The following is a 25,014-nucleotide window of genomic DNA, read 5'->3' as shown; positions in this document are numbered from 1 at the left end:
CGGCTCCGACGCGGGCTTCGCCTCCGGCTTCGGCTTCGCTAGAGCGCGCAGCCCTCGCTGTCCACCTGCTGGTTCGCGGCCTGGCCACGGATGATGTCCTCGCGGATCTCGTCGACCGTCAGGGCGTAGCCGGTGTTGGCGTCGTCGAGGGACCGGGCGAAGATCACGCCCGACACCTCGCCGTCGGCGGTGAGCAGCGGGCCGCCGGAGTTGCCCTGACGGACCGTCGCGTAGAGCGAGTACACGTCCCTGCGCACCTCGCCACGGTGGTAGATGTCGGGCCCCTTGGCGCTGATGCGGCCCCGGACGCGTGCCGAGCGGACGTCGTACGAGCCGTTCTCCGGGAAGCCGGCGACGATGGCGTTGTCCCCGCTGCGGGCGTCCTCGGCGGCGAAGCGGAGGGGCTGGGCGTCCAGTTCCGGCACGTCCAGGACGGCGATGTCCCGCTCCCAGTCGTAGAGCACGACCTTCGCGTCGTACAGCCGGCCCTCGCCCCCGATCTGGACGGTGGGCTCGTCGACGCCGCCGACGACGTGGGCGTTGGTCATGACGCGGCGGTCGGAGAAGACGAAGCCGGTGCCTTCGAGGACCTTGCCGCAGCTCGGTGCCGTACCGACGACCTTGACGATCGACCGCTGGACGCGGGCGGCGACCGGGCTGCCCGCGAGCGCCGGGTCCGGGGGCCGGACCTCGGTGATGGGCTCGTTGGCGAAGGGGCTGAAGACCTGCGGGAAGCCGTTCTGGGAGAGCGTGGAGGTGAAGTCGGTGAACCACGTGGACGCCTGATCGGGCATCACGCGCTCCACGCCGAGCAGCACCTTGGAGCTGCGGACCTCCTTGCCCAGGGTGGGCATCGAGGTCCGGGCGAGCGCCGAGCCGAGGAGCCAGGCGACGAGCAGCATCGCGACGACGTTGACCAGCGCGCCGCCGGTGGCGTCGAGGGCGCGCGCGGGCGACCAGGTGATGTGCCGGCGCAGCTTGTTGCCCAGGTGGGTGGTGAAGGCCTGGCCGATCGAGGCCAGGACGATGACCACGATCACGAAGACGACGGTCGCGGTGGTGCCGACCTCGGAGTTGTCCGTCAGCTGCTTCCAGATGACGGGCACCAGGAAGACGGCGACGAGACCGCCGCCGAGGAAGCCGATCACGGACAGGATGCCGACCACGAAGCCCTGGCGATAACCGATGATCGCGAACCACACGGCGGCGAGCAGTAGCAGGATGTCCAGCACGTTCACCGTCAGTAGCCTCGCAGATTCGTCTTCGGTCGCCTGGGTCAGCCTGTCATGAGCGCCAGTCGAGCGGGACCTGCTTGGCCCGGTCCCACGGTCTCTCCCAGCCGGCGAAGTGGAGGATCCGGTCGATGACTCCGGCCGTGAATCCCCAGACCAGAGCCGATTCGACCAGGAACGCGGGGCCCTTGTGGCCGCTGGGGTGGACGGTGGTCGCGCGGTTGGCCGGGTCCGTGAGATCCGCCACGGGGACGGTGAAGACCCGGGCGGTCTCGGCGGGGTCGACCACGCCGACGGGGCTGGGGGCGCGCCACCAGCCGAGGACGGGGGTGACGACGAACCGGCTCACCGGGATGTAGAGCTGGGGCAGCACGCCGAAGATCTGGACGCCGGAGGGGTCGAGTCCGGTCTCCTCCTCGGCCTCCCGCAGGGCGGCCCGCAGCAGGCCGCCGTCGGCCGGGGGGCCGTCCTCGGGGTCGAGGGCGCCGCCGGGGAAGGAAGGCTGCCCGGCGTGCGAGCGGAGCGTCCCGGCCCGCTCCATCAGCAGCAGCTCGGGTCCGCGTTCGCCCTCGCCGAAGAGGACGAGGACGGCGGACTGGCGTCCCGCGCCGTCGGCGGGCGGCAGGAAGCGGCTGAGCTGCTCGGGCTCGACCGTGCGGGCCGCCCGCTCCACCGGGGCGAGCCAGCCGGGCAGCCCGGCCCTGCTGAGCAGTCCGCCGGTCCCGACGCCGTGGGTCGGATCGGCCGCCGTCTCTTCGTCAGTGCGCGTCATAGGCACCCCCGTGTTCCCAACGCGATCGGAGCATGGCTTCGTTCCCTCCGGGCCGGGTCAGGCGTCCGCCCCGGGGGCGACGCCGGCGGCGGGCGGGGCGGGACGGCCCGGATAGTCCGGAGGCGGGTTCAGCCGCTGGCCGGGGAAGCCGCCCTTCTCGTACTTCAGGAGCTTCTCCGCCTTCTCCGGGTCGGTTTCCCCCTCGCCGTACGCCGGGCAGAGCGGGGCGATCGGGCAGGCGCCGCAGGCGGGCTTGCGGGCGTGGCAGATCCGGCGGCCGTGGAAGATCACCCGGTGCGAGAGCATCGTCCACTCGCTCTTGGGGAAGATCTCGGCGACCTCGGCCTCGATCTTGACCGGGTCGTCGCTCTCGGTCCACTTCCAGCGGCGGGCGAGCCGCATGAAGTGGGTGTCGACGGTGATGCCGGGCACGCCGAAGGCGTTGCCGAGGACGACGAAGGCGGTCTTGCGGCCCACACCGGCCAGCTTGACGAGGTCGTCGAGCCGGCCGGGGACCTCGCCGCCGAAGTCGTCCCGGAGGGCGGTGGCCAGGCCCATGATCGACTTGGTCTTCGCACGGAAGAAGCCGGTGGGCCGGATCAGCTCCTCGATCTCCTCGGGGGCGGCGGCGGCGAGGTCCTCGGGCGTGGGATAGCGGGCGAAGAGGGCGGGGGTGGTCTGGTTGACCCTCAGGTCGGTGGTCTGGGCGGAGAGGACCGTGGCGACCAGCAGCTCGAAGGGGTTGCGGAAGTCCAGCTCGGGATGGGCGTACGGAAAGACGTCGGCCAGCTCCCGGTTGATCTTCCGGGCCCGCCGCACCATGCCGAGCCGGGTCTCCGCCTTCGGGGGCGCGGTCCTCTTGGCGGGCGGGGCGCTCTTCGACGTGGCCGCGGGGGTCTTCTCGCCGGGCGGTGCGGACTTCTTGGCGGGCGCGGCCTTCTTCGTGGCCGCAGCGGGCTTCTTCGAAGCCTTCACCGCCCCCTTTTGCGGGCGGTTTGTCGCATTTGCCCGATTGGGCACACCCTGTTCGCCCACAGCGGAATCACCCTTGGCGGACACTCTCCCAGCCCCCTTGGCCTGCGCTCTCACCGGCGAGTTGGACACCCGGCCAGCCTAAGGGCCACCACCGACATCCGCCCTGGGCACGGCCGATCACGACCCAATCGGGCCCCTGACGTACGGGCGGGGCGTTCGGTACGTCAAACTTGTTGTGATTGATCGCACTGTTTTGTGCGTCCGGCATCATGGGATCAAGATCCCCTGAGCAGGTCGACATAGGAGAGAATTCGTGGACGACGTTCTGCGGCGCGCCCCGCTCTTCGCGGCGCTCGATGACGAGCAGGCCGCGGAGCTGCGCGCCTCGATGAGTGAAGCGACGCTCGCCCGTGGCGACGCGCTGTTCCACGAGGGGGACCCCGGCGACCGCCTGTACGTGGTCACGGACGGCAAGGTGAAGCTCCACCGCACCTCGCCCGACGGCCGGGAGAACATGCTGGCCGTCCTCGGCCCCGGCGAGCTGATCGGCGAGCTGTCCCTCTTCGACCCGGGCCCGCGCACCGCCACCGCGACGGCGCTGACCGAGGTCAAGCTGCTCGGCCTCGGCCACGGCGACCTCCAGCCCTGGCTGAACGCCCGCCCCGAGGTGGCCACCGCCCTGCTGCGCGCGGTCGCCCGCCGGCTGCGCAAGACCAACGACCAGATGTCCGACCTGGTCTTCTCGGACGTCCCGGGCCGTGTCGCCCGCGCGCTCCTCGACCTGTCGCGCCGCTTCGGCGTGCAGTCGGAGGAGGGCATCCACGTCGTCCACGACCTGACCCAGGAGGAGCTGGCCCAGCTGGTCGGCGCCTCCCGCGAGACGGTCAACAAGGCGCTCGCGGACTTCGCCCAGCGCGGCTGGCTGCGCCTGGAGGCGCGTGCCGTGATCCTGCTGGACGTGGAGCGCCTCGCGAAGCGCTCGCGGTAAGCACCCCCGTACGCACGCGAAGGGCCGCCCCGGTCGCACCGGGGCGGCCCTTCGCGCGTTCCGGCGAGGACCCGACCGCGGGTGGATCCGCGGCCGGGCCTCGAACGGTCCCGCGAACGGGCCCGGGAGGACCGGGCCCGTGGCGGTCTACCGCTTGGTGCCGTCCACGATCAGCGGGTTCCCGCTCGCGCCGCCGCACGGCACCGCGTACACCGGGTTCTTCGACGAGGCCTCCCGGTACGCCTCGATGCACTGGTTCATCAGGACCTTGTCGGTCAGCGAGTCGTTGAGGATCTTGTTGGCGCGCGCGATGCCCTCGGCCTCGATGCGGCGCCGGTCGGCCTCGGCCTTGGCCGTGCGGGCGGCCTCGGTGGCCCGCTCGGTGGCCTGCTGCTGCTGGATCTTGCGGTCGATCTGCCCCTGCAGGGCGTCGGACGGCTTCACGTTGCGCAGGTTGACCGTGGTGACGGCGATACCGCGGGGCGCCAGCCGCTCCTTGATCAGGTCGCCGATCTCGGCGTTGATCTTCTCGCGGTCACTGGCGTAGCCCTGCTCGCTCGTGTGGCGCGCGAAGACGTTGCGGACGATCTCCCGGCTGTCCGGGTAGACCAGCCGCTGCTGGATGGCGTCCTCGCTGCCGGCGAGCCGGTACAGCTCCACCGCCTTGGCCGGGGTCACCGCCCACTTCACCGTCACCTCGGCGTACATGACACCGCCCTGCGAGGAGCGGACCTCGACCACGTCCTTGTCGGAGAGGTTGAGGTCGACCGGGCGGGTCGAGAAGGTCGTGACGTCGGTGAACGGGGACTTGACGTGCATCCCGGACGTCATCGGAGAGCCGACCTTGCCGAAGGCGACCGGCACGCCGACCTCGTACGCGCTGATGATGTAGAGCATCGATGCCAGCAGCGAGAAGACCCCGGCGACGAGGGCGCCGAGGGCGCCCAGCTTCAGCCCCGTCGTGCCCTGCGCGCGCCCGACGAAATAGAGCACCACCGCGGTGATGAGCAGCAGGATGGATATGACGAACACAGGTGAACCCCCCGAGAGCTACGGCCAAACGTAAGCGGAGCGTAAAGCACGAACGGAAGATCGTTCTCGGGTGTGCGGGGAAGCGCCTGCCGGCCGTCAGATCAGACCGTGCTCGCCGAGGTATTCGAGCTGCGCCCGTACGGAGAGCTCGGCCGCGGGCCACAGGGAACGGTCCACATCGGCGTAGACGTGCGCGACGACCTCCGCCGGGGTCGTATGGCCGTTCTCGACCGCCGTCTCGACCTGCGCGAGGCGATGGGCGCGGTGGGCGAGATAGAACTCCACCGCCCCCTGGGCGTCCTGGAGCACCGGCCCGTGGCCCGGCAGGACCGTGTGGACCCCGTCGTCCACGGTGAGCGAGCGCAGCCGGCGCAGCGAGTCCAGGTAGTCGCCGAGCCGCCCGTCGGGGTGCGCGACGATGGTGGTGCCCCGCCCGAGGATGGTGTCCCCCGTCAGGACGGCCCGGTCGGCGGGCAGATGGAACGAGAGCGAGTCCGACGTGTGGCCCGGCGTCGGCACCACGCGCAGCTCCAGGCCGCCGACGTCGATCACGTCCCGGGCCCCGAGCCCCTCGTCGCCCAGCCGCAGCGCCGGGTCGAGCGCGCGGACCCGCGTCCCGGTCAGCTCGGCGAACCGGCCCGCGCCCTCCGCGTGGTCCGGGTGGCCGTGGGTGAGCAGCGTCAGCGCGACCCGCTTGCCGAGCCGCTCCGCCGTCCGCACGACGTGCCGCAGATGGCCGTCGTCGAGCGGCCCGGGGTCGATGACGACGGCGAGGTCGGAGTCCGGCTCGGAGACGATCCAGGTGTTGGTGCCGTCCAGGGTCATCGCGGAGGGGTTCGGCGCGAGGACGTTGTGGGCGCGGGCCGTCGCCTGCCCGGAGAGGACCCCTCCCCTCGGCTGGCCCGGCAGCGCCGCCGCGTCCGTCATCGGCCGCTTCCCCCGCTCGGGATGTGCTTGGTGAACTCGTCGTGCCCCGGCCAGCTCAGGACCACCTCGTCGCCCGCGAGGCGCGCCTGCGCGAGGACGGGGGCCAGGTCCTGCCCCTCGGCCGCGGCCAGGGCCTCCGCGGCCGTGGCGAAACGTTCCAGAGCCCGCAGGGTGGAGATCGTCGGCGGCATCATCATCAGCTCGCCGCGGTCGTACCCCGCCGCCGCGTCGGCCGGGCGGATCCACACGGTCCGGTCCGCCTCGGTGGAGGCGTTGCGCGTACGCTGCCCGGCCGGCAGCACGGCCACGAAGAACCAGGTGTCATAGCGCCGGGGCTCGAACTCCGGCGTGATCCAGCGCGCCCACGCACCCAGCAGATCCGACCGCAGCACCAGGCCGCGCCGGTCGAGGAAGTCGGCGAAGGACAGCTCGCGGGCGACCAGCGCCGCACGGTCCTTCTCCCAGTCGTCGCCGGTCGTGTCGCCGACGACGGTCTGCGCGGTCCCGCCGGCGAGCAGCACGCCCGCCTCCTCGTACGTCTCCCGGACGGCCGCGCAGACGATCGCCTGCGCCTCCCGCGGGTCCGTGACGCCGAGGCGGACGGCCCAGGTCTCCAGGGACGGCCCGGCCCAGCGGACCGGGTGCTCGTCGCGCGGATCGACCCCGCCGCCGGGATAGGCGTACGCGCCGCCCGCGAAGGCCATGGAGGCGCGCCGCCGCAGCATGTGGACGCTCGGGCCCTGACCCCGTTCCCGCCCCTGCTCCTGGTCGTGCCCCTGGCCGGGGGCCTGCTCCGGGCCCGCGGCGCCGTCGCGCAGCAGCATGACGGTGGCGGCCCGCCTGGGGGCGGCGGGGACGAGCTCGCCCGCCGCGAGAGCGCGGATGCGGTCGGGCCATTCCGGGGGGTACCACTGACCATTCGCCATGGCCGGATGGTATGCCGGGCGCCCGGGATGCACGAGAGCCGATCCCCCCGGGCGGGGGGACCGGCTCCCTGGCGGTGTCCCGACGTCCCGGCGTACCGGGACGTACACGGTGGTACGGGCGGTGTGTCAGTCCTGGAGTTCCACCTGGACCTCGACCTCGACCGGGGCGTCCAGCGGCAGGACGGCCACGCCGACCGCGCTGCGCGCGTGCACGCCCTTCTCGCCGAGGACCGCGCCGAGCAGCTCGCTGGCGCCGTTGATCACGCCCGGCTGCCCGGTGAAGTCGGCGGCGGAGGCGACGAAGCCCACGACCTTCACGACCCGCTTGATCCGGTCCAGGTCACCGGCGACCGACTTCACGGCGGCGAGCGCGTTCAGCGCGCAGGTGGCCGCGAGCTCCTTGGCCTCGTCGGCGGTGACCTCGGCGCCGACCTTGCCGGTCACCGGAAGCTTGCCGTCCACCATCGGGAGCTGGCCCGAGGTGTAGACGTAGGCGCCGGACCGCACGGCCGGCTGGTACGCGGCCAGCGGCGGGACGACCTCGGGCAGGGTCAGGCCCAGCTCGGCCAGCTTGGCCTCCACGGCCCCGCTCACGGCTTCGCCCGCTTCAGGTAGGCCACGAGCTGCTCGGGGTTGTTCGGCCCGGGCACGACCTGGACGAGCTCCCAGCCGTCCTCGCCCCAGGTGTCCAGAATCTGCTTCGTCGCGTGCACCAGAAGCGGCACAGTCGCGTACTCCCACTTGGTCATGGGGCCGACTGTATCGGCTGCCCCGCCGGACCCCTCCTCCCGGCGCCTCCCGGCACCCCCCGAGCCGGGCCGCGTGCGGCGCGCGGGGCGGGGTACCCGGGCCCCATGACCCGCCCAATCCGCCCCGTGCGCGCCCGGGGCGCAGTGCCAGTGGTTAGGCTCGACGGCGTGAGCAGGCTCCAGGTCGTCAGCGGCAAGGGTGGTACCGGTAAGACGACGGTCGCCGCCGCCCTCGCGCTCGCCCTCGCGACGGAGGGCAAGCGGACCCTCCTCGTGGAGGTCGAAGGCAGGCAGGGCATCGCACAGCTCTTCGAGACGGAGGCCCTTCCGTACGAGGAGCGCAAGATCGCCGTCGCCCCGGGCGGTGGTGAGGTCTTCGCGCTCGCCATCGACGCCGAGCGCGCGCTCCTCGACTACCTCCAGATGTTCTACAAACTGGGCAGCGCCGGGCGGGCCTTGAAGAAGCTGGGCGCGATCGACTTCGCGACGACGATCGCCCCGGGCGTACGGGACGTGCTGCTGACCGGCAAGGCCTGCGAGGCGGTCCGCCGCCGCGAGAAGCACGGTGGCCACACCTACGACCATGTCGTCATGGACGCGCCCCCGACCGGCCGGATCACCCGCTTCCTCAACGTCAACGACGAGGTGGCGGGGCTGGCCAGGATCGGCCCGATACACAACCAGGCGCAGGCCGTGATGCGGGTCCTGAAGTCGCCCGAGACGGCGGTGCACCTGGTCACGCTCCTGGAGGAGATGCCGGTCCAGGAGACCGCGGACGGCATCGCGGAGCTGCGGTCGGCCGACCTGCCGGTGGGCAACGTCATCGTGAACATGGTCCGCCCGCACGTCCTCGACGAGGCGGCGGTACGGGCGGCCTCCGGGGACCACCGGGACGCGGTCGCGAGGACCCTGGCCGAGGCGGGCGTCAGCGGCGGTACGGAGCTGGTCGGGCCCCTCCTTGAGCAGGCGGCGCAGCACGCGCAGCGCGTGGAGCTGGAGCGGGAGCAGCGGGCGGTCCTGCGCCGGCTCGACGTACCGGCGTACGAACTGCCCTTCCTGGGGGACGGAGGGGACATCGCGGGCCTGTACCGGCTGGCGAAGGAACTGCGGAAGCAAGGGGCGGGCGCGTGACGGAGACCGCGAGCACGGATGCCGCGAGCAGGGAGACCGCGGGCACGGATGCGGCGTGGACCGGTGCCGCGTGGACCGGCGCCGTGCCGTCGAACGGTCTCGACGCGGCCCCCGCCCTGGCCCTGGACCCGCTCATCGACGACCCGGGCACCCGGATCATCGTCTGTTGCGGCGCCGGCGGTGTGGGCAAGACGACGACCGCGGCGGCCCTCGGCGTACGGGCGGCCGAGCGGGGCCGGAAGGTCGTCGTCCTGACGATCGATCCGGCGCGGCGACTCGCCCAGTCGATGGGGATCGACTCGCTCGACAACATCCCGCGGAGGGTCGACGGCATCGAGGGGCCGGGCGCCGGGGAGCTGCACGCCATGATGCTGGACATGAAGCGGACCTTCGACGAGATCGTCGAGGCGCACGCGGACGCCGAGCGGGCGCGGGCGATCCTGGAGAACCCCTTCTACCAGTCCCTGTCGGCCGGTTTCGCCGGCACGCAGGAGTACATGGCGATGGAGAAGCTCGGGCAGCTGCGGGCCAGGGACGAGTGGGATTTGATCGTCGTCGACACCCCGCCGTCGCGCTCCGCGCTCGATTTCCTGGACGCGCCGAAGCGGCTGGGGTCCTTCCTGGACGGGAAGTTCATCAAGCTCCTCATCGCGCCCGCGAAGATGGGCGGCCGGGCGGGGATGAAGTTCCTCAATGTCGGCATGTCGATGATGACCGGGACGCTGGGGAAGCTGCTGGGGGGTCAGTTCCTGAAGGATGTGCAGACGTTCGTGTCGGCCATGGACACGATGTTCGGCGGCTTCCGGACCCGGGCGGACGCGACGTACAAGCTGCTTCAGGCGCCGGGGACGGCGTTCCTGGTGGTGGCGACGCCGGAGCGGGACGCGCTGCGGGAGGCGGCGTACTTCGTGGAGCGGCTGGCCGCGGAGGAGATGCCGCTGGCCGGGCTCGTCCTCAATCGCGTCCACGGCAGCGGTGCCGCCCGGCTGTCGGCCGAGCGGGCACGGGCCGCCGCGGAAAATCTTGAGGAGGGGCGCATTGTGGATCAGGGGGCAGGGAAGGCTGATGTTCGTGGCTCCCGGGTCAACTCCCCCGAGCCGTCGACCATCGCCACCGCCGCCGCACCTCCGCACGACGAGCACGACGAACGCAGCGAGCACGACGAGCAGCGTGACAAGCGCGACGAGTACGTCAGGCCCGACGAGCAGGGTGGGCCCGACGGTGATCAGCATGTGGCTGCCCCCACAGCCGACCTCGCGGCCGACCCCACGGCCGCGCGCGGCTCCGGCCGTCCCGGCGACCCCGAGAGCTTCGGGAACCCCGACGCCGAGGACCTCCGGCAGCTGACGGCGGGACTTCTCCGTCTGCACGCCGAGCGGATGCAGGTGCTCGCGCGTGAGCAGCGCACGCGGGACCGTTTCACGACGCTCCACCCGGAGGTGGCGGTCGCCGAGGTGGCGGCCCTGCCCGGCGACGTACACGATCTCGCTGGGCTGCGGGCCATCGGCGCTCGGCTCACGGCGGGACGTGTTCCTCCCGGCTGAGCCTTCTGAACGCCCGGATCACCTTCGTCCGGTACGCCTCCGTCCGGTACGTGTCCGTCCGGATCGGCTTCGTCCGGATCGGCTTTGTCCGGGTCGCTTCTCGTTCGCCGGGGGCGGTCAGCCCACCGCCGCGTACGCCTCGTACGTCGCGTCGTCCTCCATCGCCACGGGCAGCAGGCCCGCTCCGCGCTCGTATTCCGTGCGTGCGGTCTCGAGCAGTCGCCGCCACGAGGTGACGGTCGGCCGCCGGCGCAGCAGGGCGCGTCGCTCGCGCTCCGTCATGCCGCCCCACACGCCGAACTCCACGCGGTTGTCGAGGGCGTCGGCCAGGCACTCGGTCCGCACCGGGCATCCGGTGCACACCGCCTTCGCCCTGTTCTGTGCCGCGCCTTGCACGAAAAGTTCATCCGGATCGGTAGTGCGGCAGGCCGCCTGCGCACTCCAGTCAGCTACCCAGCCCATACCGGCGCCGTCCTCTCCCGAATCGAGGCTCCCCCACGGCGGTAGCGGCATATTCACCGCTGCCAGTTGGTGACGTTACGGAAGGTGGGCACAGCGCAACACCCCCTTCGGGCCCAATCTTGAATGGCCCGAACGGACTATGCGTACGCGGCAGATCACCCAGAGGAGTGACCCGAGGACATGCGGCTCCAAAGCGGCAGACCGGTACAGTTCATGCTTCTGTGCCGTGACCACAAGGGACGTCGGGTGACGCACAGGGCGGAACCGGGCACGGCTTCCCACGCTCGGGTTCGTGGGGAGGCGCCGCGCCGACGTCAGGTCCGGGTCTTGTCGTGCACCGCGCCGCCGTGACAGTCGAGAGCAGCTTAGGCCAACGCCTGTGCGCCTGTCCGGCGATTCGGAACCTCCGCGAGGTGTCGCGGCGACCCTCACGCGACCCCCTCCCGGCCCTCACCCGGCCTCCACCGGAGCCGGTGCGCCCCTCGGGCCGGATTCCTCACCGATGGGGGACCCCAAGGGCGCTTCGGGGGGATTTGACCCGTTCTTTGCGCCCTTTCCGCAGGCCGTGGACGCCCCCGCCGCCGCCGTCTCACCCTTCTCGCCGCCGTTCGAGTGTCACGGTCTGGTACTCGAACGCTCCGAGAGGCCCCGCTCCCGCTGAACGCCGCCATCGACGGATTAGGCTGCCCCCATGGCAAAGAAGCGCTCCGGCGGAGGTCTGACCGGGACCCAGCAGGCCGCCAAGTTCCTTGGTGTCAGTGTGCTCTCCGGAGCCGTCTTGGCGGGCATCGCCCTGCCCGCGGCCGGGGCACTGGGCCTGGCCGCCAAGGGCACGGTCGAGGGATTCGACGAGATCCCCTCCAACCTGAAGACCCCGCCCCTGAGTCAGCGCACCACGATCCTCGACTCCGAGGGCGGCGCCATCGCCACCGTGTACTCGCGCGACCGCAAGGTCGTGCCGCTGGAGAAGGTCTCCCCGTACATGCAGAAGGCGATCGTCGCGATCGAGGACTCGCGGTTCTACGAACACGGCGCGGTCGACCTCAAGGGCGTGCTGCGCGCGATCAACCGCAACGCCCAGTCGGGCGGCGTGGCCCAGGGCGCGTCCACGCTCACCCAGCAGTACGTCAAGAACGTCTTCGTGGAGGAGGCCGGCGACGACCCCGAGAAGGTCGCCCAGGCCACCCAGCAGACCATCGGCCGCAAGGTGCGCGAACTGAAGTACGCGATCCAGGTCGAGGAGGAGCTGGGGAAGAAGAAGATCCTCGAGAACTACCTCAACATCACCTTCTTCGGGCAGCAGGCCTACGGCGTCGAGGCGGCCTCCCAGCGGTACTTCTCCAAGCCCGCCGCGGACCTCAAGCTGGAGGAGGCCGCCATGATGGCCGGCCTCGTCCAGTCCCCGAGCCGCTACGACCCGGTCAACGACGTCCAGGAGGCCACCAAGCGGCGCAACATCGTGCTGCAGCGCATGGCCGACGTGAAGGACATCAGCCAGGCGGAGGCGGACCGGGCCATGGCCGCCCCGATCAAGCTGAAGGTGAAGGCGCCGAAGAACGGCTGCATCACCGCGGTCGACGGCGCCGGCTTCTTCTGCGACTACGTCCGCAAGACGATCCTGAACGACCCGGTCTTCGGCAAGACGTCCGAGGAACGGCAGAAGCTGTGGAACCTCGGCGGTCTGACGGTCCGGACCACGCTCGACCCGCGCGCGCAGGAGGCGGCGAACGAGGCCGCCGTCGCCAAGATCTACGAGGACGACAAGGTCGCCGCCTCGGTGGTCCAGGTCCAGCCGGGCACCGGCAAGATCCTGTCGATGGGTCAGTCCCGCCCGTACGGACTCGACCAGAAGCAGCACCAGACGACGCTCAACCTGGCCGTCGGCAGCAAGATGGGCGGCACGACCTACGGCTTCCAGGTCGGTTCGACCTTCAAGCCGATCACGGCCGCGGCGGCCCTGGAGAAGGGGCTGAGCCCGGCACAGTCCTTCGCGACGCCGTGGAAGATCACGCTGCCGATGAGCTCGTACAACACCTGCGCGGGCGGCCCGGCGGGCAGCGGCGACTGGGTCCTGCAGAACGAGCTGGAGTCCGAGGCCGGCAGCTGGGACATGACGAGCGCGCTCGGCAAGTCCATCAACACGTACTTCGCGAAGCTGGAGCAGCTGACCGGCCTCTGCGAGACGATCGAGATGGCGAAGAAGATGGGGTACGAGCGTGAGCTCGGCAAGAAGCTCAAGGAACTTCCGTCGATCACCCTCGGCGGCCAGGAGGCCACCCCGCTCGACATGGCGGCCGTCTACGCCACCTTCGCCAACCGGGGCCAGTACTGCACCCCGGTCGCCATCGAGTCGATCACGACGGCGACCGGCCAGAAGCTGAAGGTGCCGCGCAGCGAGTGCTCGCGGGCGATGAGCGAGCGGACGGCCGACACCGTCAACCAGATGCTGAAGGGCGTCGTCGAGGACGGCACCGGTACGAAGGCCGGCCTGAGCGACCGCGACAACGCCGGCAAGACGGGTACGACCAACGACCGCAAGGACGCCTGGTTCGTCGGCTACACCCCGAACCTGTCCACGGCGGTCTGGGTCGGTGACGACGTCGGCGAGAAGACGTCGATGTTCGACATCACCATCGGCGGCGAGGTCTACGACAAGGTCTGCGGTGGCTGTCTGCCGGGACCGATCTGGAAGATCGCGATGACCGGGGCGCTCAGCGCCTCCGAGACGCCGCAGTTCGCGCCGATCTCCGTACCGCGTGGCGAGAAGCCCGAGGACAAGGAGAAGGACAAGGGCCGCCAGCGTCCGGGCGGCAACAACAAGCCGGGCGGCGACGGCCGGGGCGACGACGACACCTTCCCGGGCATCACCATCCCGCCGGACCTGTTCGGCGGTGGCGGTAACGGTGGCGGCCGGGGCAATGGCAACGGTGGCGGCGGACGGTAGCCGACAGGTGTAGGGACATGAAGAAGGGCGCCCCCTCAGGGGGCGCCCTTCTCCTGTGCGGTGGGGCGTGCCGGCTGCCGGATGGGGAGCGCTGGTCAGCCCGCGAGGAGCTTCTTGACGGTGGCGGCGACACGGCCGCCCTCGGCCCGCCCGGCGACCTGCGGGTTCACGATCTTCATGACGGCACCCATCGCGCGCGGCCCCTCGGCGCCCGCGCCCTTCGCCTCGGCGACGGCGGCGGCGACGATCTTCTCCAGCTCGTCGTCGCCGAGCTGCTGCGGCAGGTACGCGTCCAGGAGGACGCCCTCCGCCTTCTCGCGCTCGGCGGACTCGGCCCGACCACCCTGGGCGAAGGCGTCCGCGGCCTCGCGGCGCTTCTTCGCCTCCTTGGCGATCACCTTCTGCACCTCGTCGTCGGAGAGCTCGCGCTTGGTCTTGCCCGCGACCTCTTCCTTGGTGATCGCGGAGAGGGTGAGCCGCAGCGTCGAGGAGCGCAGCTCGTCGCGCTCCCTGATGGCGGCGTTGAGGTCGTCCTGCAGCTTGGCCTTGAGCGTGGTCATGGGGCCAAGTGTGTCAGGTGGGACGCGTCGCCCGCCCCCGCATTACGCCCAGCGGCCTGGCCACACCGCTTCCCGCCCCGTCCCCCGGCCCTGCTGCCGCCTGTCGCGGCCGCGGGTGCCCCCTCCCCCGGCCCGGCTGCCGTCCGACTGCCGCCCGTGCGGCGACCGGAGCGGCCCGGTCTGCGACCATGGGGGGATGCGCGCACGGTACGGGATCCCCCTGAAGATCACGGCAGGCCTCACGGCGACGGCCGCGGCCGGAATCGTCTACGCGGCGGGCTTCGAGGCCCGCTCGTTCCGCCTGCGACGGGTGACCATCCCCGTACTCCCTCCGGGGATGCGGGATCTGCGGGTCCTTCAGGTCTCGGACATCCACATGGTGTGCGGTCAGCGCAAGAAGCGGGCGTGGCTGCAGTCGCTGGCGGGGCTGCGCCCCGACTTCGTCGTGAACACCGGCGACAACCTCTCCGACACGGAGGCGGTGCCGGAGGTCGTGGACGCGCTGGGGCCCCTGATGGAGTTCCCGGGGGTGTACGTCTTCGGCTCCAACGACTACTACGGCCCCCGGCTGCGCAATCCCGCCCGCTATCTCCTGGAGAAGACGCAGGGCCGGCACGGGCTGAACGGCAACGCCCCGGTGGTCGGCGCCGTCCACAACCCGTGGGAGGGCATGCGGGACGCCTTCGACGCGGCGGGCTGGGTGAACCTGACCAACACCCGCGGCCGGCTCAAGCTGCCCGACCTGGAGCTGGCCTTCACCGGCCTGGACGACCCGCACATCAAGCGGGACCGTTACGAGCGGGTGGCGGGCGGGCCCGACGCCTCGGCCGACTTCTCGCTGGCCGTGGTGCACGCGCCGTACCTGCGCACGCTCGACGCCTTCACGGCGGACGGGTACGAACTGATCCTGGCGGGGCACACGCACGGCGGGCAGCTGTGCATCCCCTTCTACGGAGCGCTGGTGACCAACTGCGACCTGGACACGGACCGGGTCAAGGGCCTCTCGACGCACACGGTCGAGGAGCGGACCTCCTTCCTCCACGTCTCGGCGGGATGCGGCACCAACCGGTTCACCCCGGTCCGCTTCGCCTGTCCGCCGGAGGCGACACTGCTGACGCTGACGGCGCGCGCCTGACCGGCTCGCCCCTCTACGGCGGCCCCGGGGGAGCCTTCCGCACCTTGATCGCTCCGGCTGCGGCGGCGGGGTGGTGATCGACCCTGTCCTGGGCAGCGCCCTGGTGGCCTGGACTCTCCGGACCACGTCCGACCTGCGGTCCGGCCCCGCGAAAACCGGATTTCGTCTCAGGGCGCGGGTGGGCTAAAGTAATCGATGTCGCCGCGACGTGAAGAACCGAGCAGTGACATCGGGGTGTAGCGCAGCTTGGCAGCGCGCTTCGTTCGGGACGAAGAGGTCGTGGGTTCAAATCCCGCCACCCCGACAGCCGAAACACCAGGTGAGGCACCTACGGATCTCCGTAGGTGCCTCACCTGTTTCCGTCTCCGTTCCCCTCCGCACGTCGCTCACTACGACCCCGCCTCGTAGGATCATCAGCCATGTCGGACACGAGCGGGGAACTCAGCTGGCTTCAGCACTGGTACAAAGCCCAGTGCGACGGTGACTGGGAACACGAATGGGGCGTGCGCATCGCGACGCTCGACAACCCTGGCTGGACCGTCCGCATCGATCTCGCGGAGACGTCTCTGGCCGGCCGGCCCCGCGCCCGCACCGACGTCCGGCGCAGCGACTCCGACTGGATCATGGTGCAGGTGTCGGATGACGCCTTCCAGGCGTCCTGCGGTCCTCTCAACCTCGGCGAAGTACTGCGTCTGTTCCGTGACTGGGCCACCTGACTGACGACCAGTCATGGAGTCATGCCCGTCTGGGCGTCCGCTCGGGGCGGGATCTTTCGGGGCTCCGTCCGTGGAGGGGCGGTGTCGGTTGTCGCGAGATCGTTTCAAGGTCGGTCGGAGGGTGCCTCGGGAGCGGGGCGGTGATCGGGTCGCTCTACTCTGGAGTGTTCCTGTCAGGTGGGCTGACCGACGAAAGGCTGGGTCTCAGGTGCTGGTCGCGGACCGATATCGGCTTCAGATGTGTATCGGGCGTGGCGGTATGGGCGAGGTGTGGCAGGCCACCGACGAGGTGCTCGGGCGTTCCGTCGCCGTGAAGTTGATGCTCGGGCACGAGGTCGACCCGTCGGCGGGCGACCGGTTCCGGCTGGAGGCGCAGACCGCCGCGCGGCTCAGTCATCCGCATGTGGTGGGGGTCTTCGACTTCGGTACGTGGGACGGAAAGCTGTTCCTCGTCATGGAGTTGGTCGACGGGCCGAGCCTCGCCTCCGACGCGGGCGCGCCCTCCGTACTGCCGCCGGAGCGGGTCGCCGTCGTCGCCGCGCACGCCGCCGCCGGGCTCGCCGCGGCGCACCGGGAGGGTGTGGTGCACCGGGACATCAAGCCCGGGAACCTCCTCGTCGACGCCGGCGGGGCCGTGAAACTCGCCGACTTCGGTATCGCCCGGTTCGTCGACGATCCGTCGGGGGCACTGACCACCACGGGGCAGATCGTCGGCACCGGCCTCTATCTCGCCCCGGAGCGCGCGCTCGGACAGCCCGCCTCGTCGGCGTCCGACGTGTACTCGCTCGGCTGCGTGCTGTACCAACTCCTCACCGGGCGGCCCCCGTTCCAGGGCGACACGGCGACGGCCCTGCTGTACCAGCACATCGACACGCCGCCTGCTCCGCCCCGGCAGCTCGGCGTGGGGCTGCCGGCCGCGTTCGAGGCGTACCTCCTGTCGATGCTGGCCAAGCAGCCGGAGCAGCGGCCCGCCGCCCGGGACATCGCCGACTGGTTCGCCTCCGGTGCCTGGCGCGAGCACCCCCAGCCCCACCCTCAGCCCCACGTCCGCCGTTCCCCTCAGCACCCGGGGCAGCGCGCGCATCAGCCGGCTCCCCGGACCGCGCAACAGGCGAGACCCGCGGCCGGAGCGCCGTCCCGGCGCCAGGCCCCTCGGCGCGGTGAGGGCGGGCTCGCCGAGCTCTCCCGGCGTCGGCCGCGCAAGACGGCCGCGGTCGCCGGGAGCATCGCCTTCGTCGTCTTCCTGCTCATCGGCATGGCGTGGCTGTCGCCGGACGACAGCAAGGCGGACACCCCGGTGGCCGACCCGACGGTCACCGCACCCCGATGACGCGCCCCGGTCCTCCTCGGTGACCCACTGACCCGAACGGGGGCCTCCCGCTGGCCCGGACGGGCGGTTTCCGGTCCTCTGAAGACATGGACACCAGGCAGATAGCACGGGCCGCCGTACCCGCCGCCGTCGCGCTCGTCCTCGGGGGCGGCGGGCCGATCGCCACCGCCGCCGATCACCCGGCCCCGCAGCCCGCCCCCGCCGGGGTCCGGTCCGGCACGGACGCCGATGTCGTCGACGAGTCGGGCCCGTCCGGAGTGGCGCTCGGCCTCGGCGCCGGCGCGCTGGCCGCCGCGGTCGCCACCACCGTCGTACGCCACCGCGGGATCAGAGGCGTCCTGAGCCGGTCAGCCCCGCCACCACCCCCAGCAGGGCCAGGAGCAGGCAGATCCCGAGATTGACCTTCCGGTAGTGGAGGAACACCGCCGCGAACTCCCTGAGGGTCGCGGTCGGCCAGAAGTAGGCGGCGGTGGGGGATCCGACCACCTGGCCGTTCACCCCCGCCCGACGGGCCATCAGAGCGGCGCGGAAGGCGTGGAAGTTGTTGGTGACGATCACGCATTCCGCGTCCGGGGCCAGCTCGTCCATCAGACGCTTGCTGAAGAGCATGTTCTCCTCGGTCGTCCGTGAGCGCTCCTCCCGGACGATCCGGTCCGCGGGGAAGCCCCGCTCCACCAGATAGTCCGCCATCGCGTGGGACTCCGGCACGCCCTCGTCCTCCCCCTGCCCGCCCGAGACGATCAGCACCGGTGGCTGCCCGCCACGGGCGGCCAGGGCGTCGTACACCTGGCGGCCCCGCTCCAGCCGGCCGGCGAGCAGCGGGGGAACGCGCGTCCCCCCGATCAGGCCGGAACCGAGGACGAGGACGAAGCCGGCGTCGCGGCGCACCCGCATGCGCCCGTAGAGGTAGGAGTACCCGATGAAGCAGGCGAAGAGGAAGGAGATGTACCCGAGGACCACGACGGTCGTCCCGACGGCGACGCCGAGGGGCTTGGAGCGCGTGATCAGGGCGGCGATCACCAGGCCTATCAGGGCGAACATGCCCAGGCCGGCGAGGAGCGAGAGGAGGTTGGAGGGGTGCCTGCCCTCCTTGCGGACCATCTTCACGCCGTTCGCGCACAGCAGTCCGGCGAGGACGACCGGGCCGAGGCAGAAGGTCAGCAGCACGACGATCATGACCGTCTCGGCCACGCCCTGCGGCGCCGCGTCGATCTCGGTGAGCAGGCCGAGGCAGAGGAAGGCGACGGCGAGGCCGAGGTACACGGCGTTGCCGAAGCGCCGCCGGTCGCGGAGCACGCCGACGCCGAAGAGCAGCAGGAAGACGGCGGCGACGACGAATGCGGTCATGTCGGAATCGTAGACAGCGGCTCCGACAACGCCGCTACCCCGACCGGCCGTTCCGAAGCCGGGACGGCACATCCGACGGAGTTATCCACAGGTTGCGGAGGGGCCGGACCGTTTGTCGGCGGGGCGGAGCATCATGGGTGCCATGACTGAGAGCAACGAGTTCGCCGAGATCCCCCGCTGGGAGCAGCGTTTCCGGGCGTCGCGCGTGTCCCTGCCCGAGTGGGCGGAGGAGGCACCGGACCGTTCGCTGTTCGTGTCCAACGCGACGGGGACGTACGAGCTGTACGCCTGGGACCGGGCGCGCGGCACGCAGCGGCAGGTCACGGACCGGCCGAACGGGACGACGGACGGTGCGCTGTCCCCGGACGGCCGGTGGATCTGGTGGTTCTCGGACAAGGACGGGGACGAGTTCGGCGTATGGATGCGCCAGCCCTTCGAAGGTGGCGCGGACGAGCCCGCGGTGCCGGGGCTCGCGCCCGCCTATCCGGCGGGTCTGGCGATCGGCCGGGACGGCACGATCGTGGTGGGCAGCTCCACGGACGAGGAGGGCTCGACGATCCATCTGGTGCGCGGCGGGGCGGAGCCGGTGGAGATCTACCGGCACCGCGAGTCCGCGGGCGTGGGGGATCTGTCGCACGACGGGACGCTGATCGCCGTCGAGCACACGGAGCACGGCGACGCCATGCACTGCGCGCTGCGCGTCCTGCGGGCCGACGACGCGTCGGTCCTGGCCGAGCTGGACGACACCAGGGGCGGCACGGTGGAGCTGGGCCTGGCGGTCCTGGGCTTCGCGCCGGTGGACGGCGACACCCGGCTGCTGGTGGGGCACCAGCGTCGGGGCCGGTGGGAGCCGCTGCTGTGGGACGTGGCGACGGGCGAGGAGCGGGACCTGCGTCTCGACCTGCCGGGGGACGTGTCGGCGGAGTGGTATCCGGACGGCTCGGGACTGCTGGTCGCGCACAGCTACGAGGCGCGGAGCGAGCTGTGGCGGTACGACATCGCGACGGGCGCGCTGGTCCGGGTGGAGACCCCGGCCGGGTCGGTGTCGGGGGCCACGGCCCGCCCGGACGGCAGTGTGGAGTACCTCTGGTCGTCGGCGGCCCGCCCGCCGGTGGTGCGCTCGACGGAGGGCGGCGTCGTCCTGGACCCGCCCGGCCCGAAGGCTCCGGAGTCGGTGCCGGTGGAGGACGTGTGGGTGGAGGGCCCCGGCGGCCGTGTCCACGCCCTCGTCCAGCGGCCCGCGGACGGCGAGGGGCCCTTCCCGACCGTGTTCGAGGTGCACGGAGGTCCGGCCTGGCACGACAGCGACGCCTTCGCCGCGGGGCCGGCGGCATGGCTGGACCACGGGTATGCGGTGGTCCGGGTCAACTACCGGGGTTCGACCGGCTACGGCCGGGAGTGGACGGACGCGCTGAAGCACCGGGTCGGGCTGATCGAGCTGGAGGACATCGCCGCGGTCCGTGAGTGGGCGGTGGCGTCGGGGCTGGCGGACCCGGCGAAGCTGGTCCTGTCGGGCGGCTCGTGGGGCGGCTATCTGACGCTGCTGGGGCTCGGCACCCAGCCGGACTCCTGGTCGCTGGGGCTGGCGGCCGTCCCCGTCGCCGACTACGTGACGGCGTACGCGGACGAGATGGAGGCCCTGAAGGCGCTGGACCGCACGCTCTTCGGGGGTTCGCCGGAGGAGGTGCCGGACCGGTTCGAGGCCTCGTCCCCGCTGACGTACGTCGACAAGGTGACGGCCCCCGTGTACATCTCGGCGGGCGTCAACGACCCGCGGTGCCCGATCCGCCAGATCGACAACTACGTGGACCGGCTGGCGGCGCGCGGCGCGGTCCACGAGGTGTACCGGTACGACGCGGGGCACGGCTCCCTGGTGGTGGAGGAGCGGATCAAGCAGGTGCGCCTGGAGCTGGCCTTCGCCGCGCGTCACCTGGGGACCCGGCCGGTCGGGGGGTGAGGTGGCTGCGTACCGTGGAGGGGTGTATCGGTTCCTGAGAACGCCCCGCTGGTGGGGGATCAACGTCTTCGTCCTGCTGGCGATCCCGTTCTGCCTGTTCATGGGCGTGTGGCAGCTGGGCAAGTTCGAGGATCGCGTCGACACGCACCAGGAGGCGGAGCAGGCCCCGGATCCGGGCACGCTGAGGACCGAGCCGCTGGAGCGGCTGCTGCCGGTGGACAAGGAGACCTCGGGCCGGCACGCGGAGGCGAGCGGCCGGTACGCCGAGCAGTTCCTGGTGCCGGACCGCGACCTGGACGGCCGCAGCGGCAGCTATGTCCTGACGATGCTGAAGACGGACGGCGGCAAGTCCCTGCCGGTGGTACGGGGCTGGCTGCCGGCCGGCGCCAAGGCACCGGCCCCGCCGTCGGGTGAGGTCACGGTGGTGGGCGCGCTCCAGGCGTCCGAGAGCGCGGGCACCAAGGGCGTGCACGCGGCGGGCGGGCTGCCGGAGGGGCAGCTCGGCATGATCAGCGCGGGAGCCCTGGTCAACGTGGTCACAGACGATGTCTACGACGCGTGGGTGACCCTCGCCGACCCCCCCGCCGGCCTGACCCCGGTGCCGGCGGCGGTCGCGGCGGGCACGTCCCTGGACCTGAAGGCCTTCCAGAACCTCGGGTACACCGCGGAGTGGTTCGTCTTCGCGGGGTTCGTGATCTTCATGTGGTTCCGCCTGCTGCGCCGCGAGGCGGAGGCCCAGCGGGACGAGCAGCTGGGACTGGTCTAGCGGAGCCCCGGGGCACGGACCGCCGCCGGACGGCTCGGCGCGGTCCGTGCCGGGCCCCCGCCAGGCCCTCGCCGGGGCCCGGCTGCGGGAGAAGCCCGCGCCTGGTGCGTCCGTGGGGCTGGGAGGGCGTCAGGAGGCGTCGAGGACGCCGGTGCGGTAGATGGTGCCCGCGCAGGCGTTGGGGATGGTCGCCGCGGCGGACGGGCCTCCGGCCTCGGCCGTGTGGCTGACCGCGACGCTGCCTTCGAGCGGGGTGCCGTCCTCGGCGCCGAGCTGTGTGGACGCCGCGTTGTTGGCGCTGTCCGTGCCCGTCGAGCCGGTGGCCCCGGTCGAGGTCCCGCCGGCGTCGGTCGGAGGGGTCGGCTCCGGCGAGTTGCCCGAGGTGGGGCAGGTCTCGGCGGGGACCCAGGCGAACTTCACCTCGTAGGCGTTGTCCGGCTGCAGGACCAGCGAGGACGCCTCCTGTGAGGGGTCGGGCAGCCCGCTCGCCGCGTCGCCTGCCGCATGGGCGACGACCGTGATCTTGGAGCGGTCGGCCGCTCCCCTGGTCTCGAAGTCGACGCTGCCGGCGCCGCTGACCACGCAGTCGGTGCCGGAGATGTTGGCGATGCGGAAGGTGCCGTAGACCTTGCCGTCCGCGTCGGGCGCGCCGGCCTGGACCGAGCTGACGCCGAGCTGGCCGGCGTCGCAGACCCGGGAGGGGTCCACCTGGGCGTCGGCGACCGGCGGGGAGCCGGGGGTCGTGTCGCCCGCCTCTCCGGTGGCCGATTCCTCGGGGGTCCCGGTCCCGGCGGCCTCGCCCTGGCTGGGGCTCGCGGTCCCGGCCGGGGGGTTCGCGCCCTTCTCGCCGCCCTCGACGCCGGTCTCGGTGCCCGTGCCGCCTTGGGCCTGTTCGCCGTGTCCGGCGTTGACGGCCTGGTCGGAGGCGGTGCCGCCGGAGTTGGCGACGTGCACGAACGCCGGGACGGCCGTACCGATCAGCACCACGGCGGCGGCGATGCCGACGACGGCCTGCCGCTTGCGGGCGCGCCGCGCGGGCACCGCCCGGCGTAGGTGGTCGAGGGCGCCGTCGGTGGGTTCGATGTCGGCGACGGCGCTCTGGAGCAGCCGCCGCAGCGCGTGTTCCTCGCCTCCGAAGGGGTCGTCGCCCCTCAGGAGGTCGTCGGCCTGCGCCATGTCGGGCCCGTCGTTCACAATCCCGTGTCCCATATCGTCGCGATCACCGTCGGGCAGCCCGCGCGCACCACCGGGCTCCGGACCGCCCCGTGCCGGGCCTTCGGAACCCGGACCGTCGGCACGCAGGCCTTCGGAACCCGGGCCTTCGGGACCCGGGCCGCCGGAGTGCGCGTCGCCGGGGCGCGTGTCCTCAGGGGGCGTGGCGCCGGTGCTCATGCCGTGGCCTCCATCGCGACGCGCAGGGCCGCGATGCCGCGCGAACCGTACGCCTTCACCGACCCCAGCGATATCCCCAGCGTCTCGGCGACCTGGGCCTCCGTCATGTCGGCGAAGTACCGCAGGACCAGCACCTCGCGCTGCCGCCGCTGGAGGCCCCGCATGGCCTTGATGAGCGCGTCGCGCTCCAGCTGGTCGTACGCCCCTTCCTCGGCGCTCGCCATGTCCGGCATCGGCTTGGACAGCAGCTTGAGTCCGAGGATGCGGCGGCGCAGCGCGGAGCGGGAGAGGTTGACGACCGTCTGGCGGAGGTAGGCGAGGGTCTTCTCGGGGTCGCGGACGCGGTTGCGCGCCGAGTGGACGCGGATGAACGCCTCCTGGACCACGTCCTCGCAGGAGGCGGTGTCGTCGAGGAGCAGCGCGGCGAGGCCGAGCAACGAGCGGTAATGGGCGCGGTAGGTCTCCGTCAGATGGTCGACGGTGGTCCCTGCGGCCACATCGTCAGCGCCGTCGCGCGGCGCGGGGATGCCGATCACTCCGGTCGTCCGGCCTCGGGTGGGCATGGGAGCGATCACCGGCATGCCGCCGGCCGGCCGCGGCCGCCGGAGCGGACGCACGACCGTGCCGCGCACGGGGACGACGACCGTGCCCCGGGCCGGAACGACCGCCGCGCCACGGAGCGGGACGACCCCTGCGATGTCGAGTAGCTCTGCCACGCCTGTTGGACACGCTTCCCCCCGTCAGGGTTGTACGCGTACGCCACCGTTTTCGACGGTGTGCCGTTTGCCGTCATGCGCACCCGTTCTTCCCCAATGCCCCGATTTCGCAGCACGTTCGCAGCGCGTTCGCAGTGCGCTCGCGGGACGCCGTAGGGGCGCACGCAGAGACGCGTCCCGCCCGACCGCGGTTGCGGCAGGGGGGAAAGGCAATCCTCGAACATCGCATCGTCCCAGTTCAAGAGCGTTGTGCTGACGCCTTGATCACAGGACGTTCACAGATTCTACGAAAACGCGCGGTCACCCGACGCCGATTTCCGGACGGTCTCGGGTCTCGTGGTCATCTTGGCGGATCACCGCTTCGGCGATCTGCAGCGCGTTCAGGGCCGTGCCCTTGCGGAGGTTGTCCCCGCAGACGAAGAACTCCAGCGCCCGCTCGTCGTCCATCGAGCGGCGCACCCGCCCCACCCAGGTGGGGTCGGTGCCCACGACGTCGGCGGGGGTGGGGAAGTCGCCCGCGGCCGGATCGTCGTACAGCACCACACCCGGCGAGGTCGCGAGGATCTCGTGGGCGCGCGCGACGGTGACGGGGCGTTCGAAGCGGGCGTGGACCGAGACCGAGTGGGCGGTCACCACCGGTACGCGCACACAGGTCGCGGCGACCGGAAGCCCGGCGAGGCCGAGGATCTTGCGGGTCTCCTGGCGGATGCACAGCTCCTCGGAGGACCAGCCGTCCTCCGCCGGGACGCCCGACCAGGGCACCACGTTGAGCGCGACGGGCCCGGGGAAGGGCCCGGTGTCGTCGCCGACGGCACGCCGTACGTCGCCGGGGTGGTGGCCCAGCTCCGTCCCGGCCACCAGCGACAGCTGCTCCCGCAGGGCGGCGACGCCGGCCTGCCCGCCCTCGCTGGCGGCCTGGTGGGCGGTCACCACCAGCTCGGCGACCCCGAACTCGGCGTGCAGGGCGCCCACGGCGACGATCAGCGCCAGCGTCGAGCAGCCGGGGCTCGCGACGATGCCGCGGGGCCGTACCCGTATCGCGTGCGGGTTGATCTCCGGCACCACGAGCGGAACGTCCGGGTCCGCCCGGAACGCGGCCGAGGTGTCGACGACCACCGCGCCCTTGGCCGCGGCGATCGGCGCCCACCGCGCCGCCACGTCCTCGGGTACGAGGAAGAGCGCGAGGTCAGCGCCGTCCAGGGCCTCCTCGCAGAGCGGGAGGACCTCGGTCTCCTCCCCGCGCACGGCCGGCCGCAAGCCGGCCGAGCGGGGGGAGGCGACGAGGCGGATCTCGCCCCAGACATCGGCGCGCTGCGACAGCGACTGCAGCAGCACGGCGCCGGCCGCGCCGGTCGCCCCGACGACGACGAGCGTCGGTTTGCCGCTCATCGGCCGGTCACCGCTCGCGCACGC

23 protein-coding genes and 1 tRNA gene are annotated in these 25,014 nt (G+C 72.0%); 10 read left to right on the top strand and 14 right to left on the bottom strand.

What is annotated here, in order from left to right:
• Window positions 1-38: 38 nt before the first annotated feature.
• Genes ACZ6RC_RS21055 through nth form a run of 3 tightly spaced genes read right to left on the bottom strand, consistent with a single transcriptional unit; the run spans window position 39 to window position 2,979 of the window.
• On the bottom strand, window positions 39-1,238 hold the full coding sequence (locus tag ACZ6RC_RS21055) for a MarP family serine protease (protein WP_391140226.1): 1,200 nt from the start codon (window positions 1,236-1,238) through the stop codon (window positions 39-41).
• Window positions 1,239-1,284: 46 nt separating this feature from the next.
• A complete protein-coding gene (locus ACZ6RC_RS21050) occupies window positions 1,285-2,004 on the bottom strand; it encodes an NUDIX hydrolase (RefSeq protein ID WP_453618354.1) in 720 nt (239 codons plus the stop codon).
• 57 nt (window positions 2,005-2,061) lie between these two features.
• Entirely contained in the window at window positions 2,062-2,979 is a 918-nt protein-coding gene (gene nth / locus ACZ6RC_RS21045) for an endonuclease III (protein ID WP_469585321.1), read from the bottom strand.
• 313 nt (window positions 2,980-3,292) lie between these two features.
• Between nth and ACZ6RC_RS21040 the strand changes: the two genes are divergently transcribed.
• Window positions 3,293-3,967 carry a Crp/Fnr family transcriptional regulator gene (locus ACZ6RC_RS21040; RefSeq protein WP_391140222.1) on the top strand — a complete coding sequence of 225 codons (675 nt, stop codon included), beginning with the start codon at window positions 3,293-3,295 and terminating at the stop codon, window positions 3,965-3,967.
• A 147-nt stretch (window positions 3,968-4,114) separates the two neighbouring features.
• On the opposite strand, the gene ACZ6RC_RS21035 is transcribed toward ACZ6RC_RS21040, so the two are convergent.
• The 5 genes from ACZ6RC_RS21035 to ACZ6RC_RS21015 form a co-directional block, all read right to left on the bottom strand.
• Entirely contained in the window at window positions 4,115-4,999 is an 885-nt protein-coding gene (locus tag ACZ6RC_RS21035) for a prohibitin family protein (protein WP_469585318.1), read from the bottom strand.
• A 96-nt stretch (window positions 5,000-5,095) separates the two neighbouring features.
• A complete protein-coding gene (locus ACZ6RC_RS21030; RefSeq protein WP_469585314.1) occupies window positions 5,096-5,926 on the bottom strand; it encodes an MBL fold metallo-hydrolase in 831 nt (276 codons plus the stop codon).
• A complete protein-coding gene (locus tag ACZ6RC_RS21025) occupies window positions 5,923-6,852 on the bottom strand; it encodes an NUDIX hydrolase (protein ID WP_469585310.1) in 930 nt (309 codons plus the stop codon). Before ACZ6RC_RS21025 ends, ACZ6RC_RS21030 begins: the two co-directional genes overlap by 4 nt.
• A 126-nt stretch (window positions 6,853-6,978) precedes the next feature.
• On the bottom strand, window positions 6,979-7,446 hold the full coding sequence (locus ACZ6RC_RS21020) for a RidA family protein (RefSeq protein ID WP_391140217.1): 468 nt from the start codon (window positions 7,444-7,446) through the stop codon (window positions 6,979-6,981).
• Window positions 7,443-7,601, bottom strand: a complete 159-nt coding sequence (locus ACZ6RC_RS21015; protein WP_344089422.1) for a DUF4177 domain-containing protein — start codon at window positions 7,599-7,601, stop codon at window positions 7,443-7,445. The genes ACZ6RC_RS21020 and ACZ6RC_RS21015 overlap by 4 nt, the downstream gene beginning before the upstream one ends.
• A 168-nt stretch (window positions 7,602-7,769) precedes the next feature.
• On the opposite strand from ACZ6RC_RS21015, the gene bagA reads away from it, so the two are divergent.
• Complete coding sequence (gene bagA, locus ACZ6RC_RS21010) at window positions 7,770-8,732, top strand: ATPase BagA (RefSeq protein ID WP_453618345.1); 963 nt, start codon at window positions 7,770-7,772, stop codon at window positions 8,730-8,732.
• An 83-nt stretch (window positions 8,733-8,815) separates the two neighbouring features.
• Window positions 8,816-10,276: an ATPase BagB gene (gene bagB, locus ACZ6RC_RS21005; RefSeq protein WP_453618488.1), complete on the top strand. Its 1,461-nt coding sequence runs from the start codon at window positions 8,816-8,818 to the stop codon at window positions 10,274-10,276.
• 117 nt (window positions 10,277-10,393) lie between these two features.
• Here the strand turns inward: bagB and ACZ6RC_RS21000 are convergent, their stop codons facing one another.
• The gene (locus ACZ6RC_RS21000; protein ID WP_026058363.1) at window positions 10,394-10,738 is read right to left on the bottom strand and encodes a WhiB family transcriptional regulator; all 345 of its coding nucleotides are present in this window, start codon (window positions 10,736-10,738) and stop codon (window positions 10,394-10,396) included.
• 691 nt (window positions 10,739-11,429) lie between these two features.
• On the opposite strand from ACZ6RC_RS21000, the gene ACZ6RC_RS20995 reads away from it, so the two are divergent.
• A complete protein-coding gene (locus ACZ6RC_RS20995; RefSeq protein WP_391140214.1) occupies window positions 11,430-13,682 on the top strand; it encodes a transglycosylase domain-containing protein in 2,253 nt (750 codons plus the stop codon).
• Window positions 13,683-13,777: 95 nt separating this feature from the next.
• Here ACZ6RC_RS20995 and ACZ6RC_RS20990 read toward each other — a convergent pair whose 3' ends face one another.
• Window positions 13,778-14,242: a GatB/YqeY domain-containing protein gene (locus ACZ6RC_RS20990; RefSeq protein ID WP_391140212.1), complete on the bottom strand. Its 465-nt coding sequence runs from the start codon at window positions 14,240-14,242 to the stop codon at window positions 13,778-13,780.
• A 196-nt stretch (window positions 14,243-14,438) separates the two neighbouring features.
• Here ACZ6RC_RS20990 and ACZ6RC_RS20985 point away from each other — a divergent pair, with 196 nt between their 5' ends.
• The 4 genes from ACZ6RC_RS20985 (at window position 14,439) to ACZ6RC_RS20970 (ending at window position 17,423) form a co-directional block, all read left to right on the top strand.
• Entirely contained in the window at window positions 14,439-15,377 is a 939-nt protein-coding gene (locus ACZ6RC_RS20985) for a metallophosphoesterase (RefSeq protein ID WP_469585303.1), read from the top strand.
• 230 nt (window positions 15,378-15,607) lie between these two features.
• Window positions 15,608-15,681: transfer RNA gene (locus tag ACZ6RC_RS20980), tRNA-Pro, on the top strand.
• 115 nt (window positions 15,682-15,796) lie between these two features.
• The gene (locus tag ACZ6RC_RS20975; RefSeq protein ID WP_391140208.1) at window positions 15,797-16,093 is read left to right on the top strand and encodes an immunity 53 family protein; all 297 of its coding nucleotides are present in this window, start codon (window positions 15,797-15,799) and stop codon (window positions 16,091-16,093) included.
• Window positions 16,094-16,301: 208 nt separating this feature from the next.
• A complete protein-coding gene (locus tag ACZ6RC_RS20970; RefSeq protein WP_469585300.1) occupies window positions 16,302-17,423 on the top strand; it encodes a serine/threonine-protein kinase in 1,122 nt (373 codons plus the stop codon).
• A 327-nt stretch (window positions 17,424-17,750) separates the two neighbouring features.
• On the opposite strand, the gene ACZ6RC_RS20965 is transcribed toward ACZ6RC_RS20970, so the two are convergent.
• Window positions 17,751-18,770, bottom strand: a complete 1,020-nt coding sequence (locus ACZ6RC_RS20965) for a YdcF family protein (RefSeq protein WP_469585295.1) — start codon at window positions 18,768-18,770, stop codon at window positions 17,751-17,753.
• 133 nt (window positions 18,771-18,903) lie between these two features.
• Between ACZ6RC_RS20965 and ACZ6RC_RS20960 the strand changes: the two genes are divergently transcribed.
• Together ACZ6RC_RS20960 and ACZ6RC_RS20955 are read left to right on the top strand one after the other, a co-directional pair.
• Entirely contained in the window at window positions 18,904-20,727 is a 1,824-nt protein-coding gene (locus ACZ6RC_RS20960) for a S9 family peptidase (protein WP_469585292.1), read from the top strand.
• Window positions 20,728-20,749: 22 nt separating this feature from the next.
• Complete coding sequence (locus tag ACZ6RC_RS20955; RefSeq protein ID WP_469585289.1) at window positions 20,750-21,493, top strand: SURF1 family protein; 744 nt, start codon at window positions 20,750-20,752, stop codon at window positions 21,491-21,493.
• Between the two features lie 129 nt (window positions 21,494-21,622).
• Here ACZ6RC_RS20955 and ACZ6RC_RS20950 read toward each other — a convergent pair whose 3' ends face one another.
• The 3 genes from ACZ6RC_RS20950 to ACZ6RC_RS20940 form a co-directional block, all read right to left on the bottom strand.
• Window positions 21,623-22,687 carry a hypothetical protein gene (locus ACZ6RC_RS20950; protein WP_469585285.1) on the bottom strand — a complete coding sequence of 355 codons (1,065 nt, stop codon included), beginning with the start codon at window positions 22,685-22,687 and terminating at the stop codon, window positions 21,623-21,625.
• A gap of 194 nt (window positions 22,688-22,881) precedes the next feature.
• Entirely contained in the window at window positions 22,882-23,601 is a 720-nt protein-coding gene (locus ACZ6RC_RS20945; RefSeq protein ID WP_391140198.1) for a SigE family RNA polymerase sigma factor, read from the bottom strand.
• A gap of 300 nt (window positions 23,602-23,901) precedes the next feature.
• Window positions 23,902-24,990 carry an aspartate-semialdehyde dehydrogenase gene (locus tag ACZ6RC_RS20940; protein WP_469585282.1) on the bottom strand — a complete coding sequence of 363 codons (1,089 nt, stop codon included), beginning with the start codon at window positions 24,988-24,990 and terminating at the stop codon, window positions 23,902-23,904.
• Between the last annotated feature and the right edge of the window lie 24 nt (window positions 24,991-25,014).

The sequence above is a fragment of the Streptomyces sp. NPDC048353 genome (assembly GCF_055587165.1).
The sequence above is the reverse complement of the archived record's forward strand: the minus strand, read 5'-3'. Positions and strand labels throughout refer to the sequence as shown.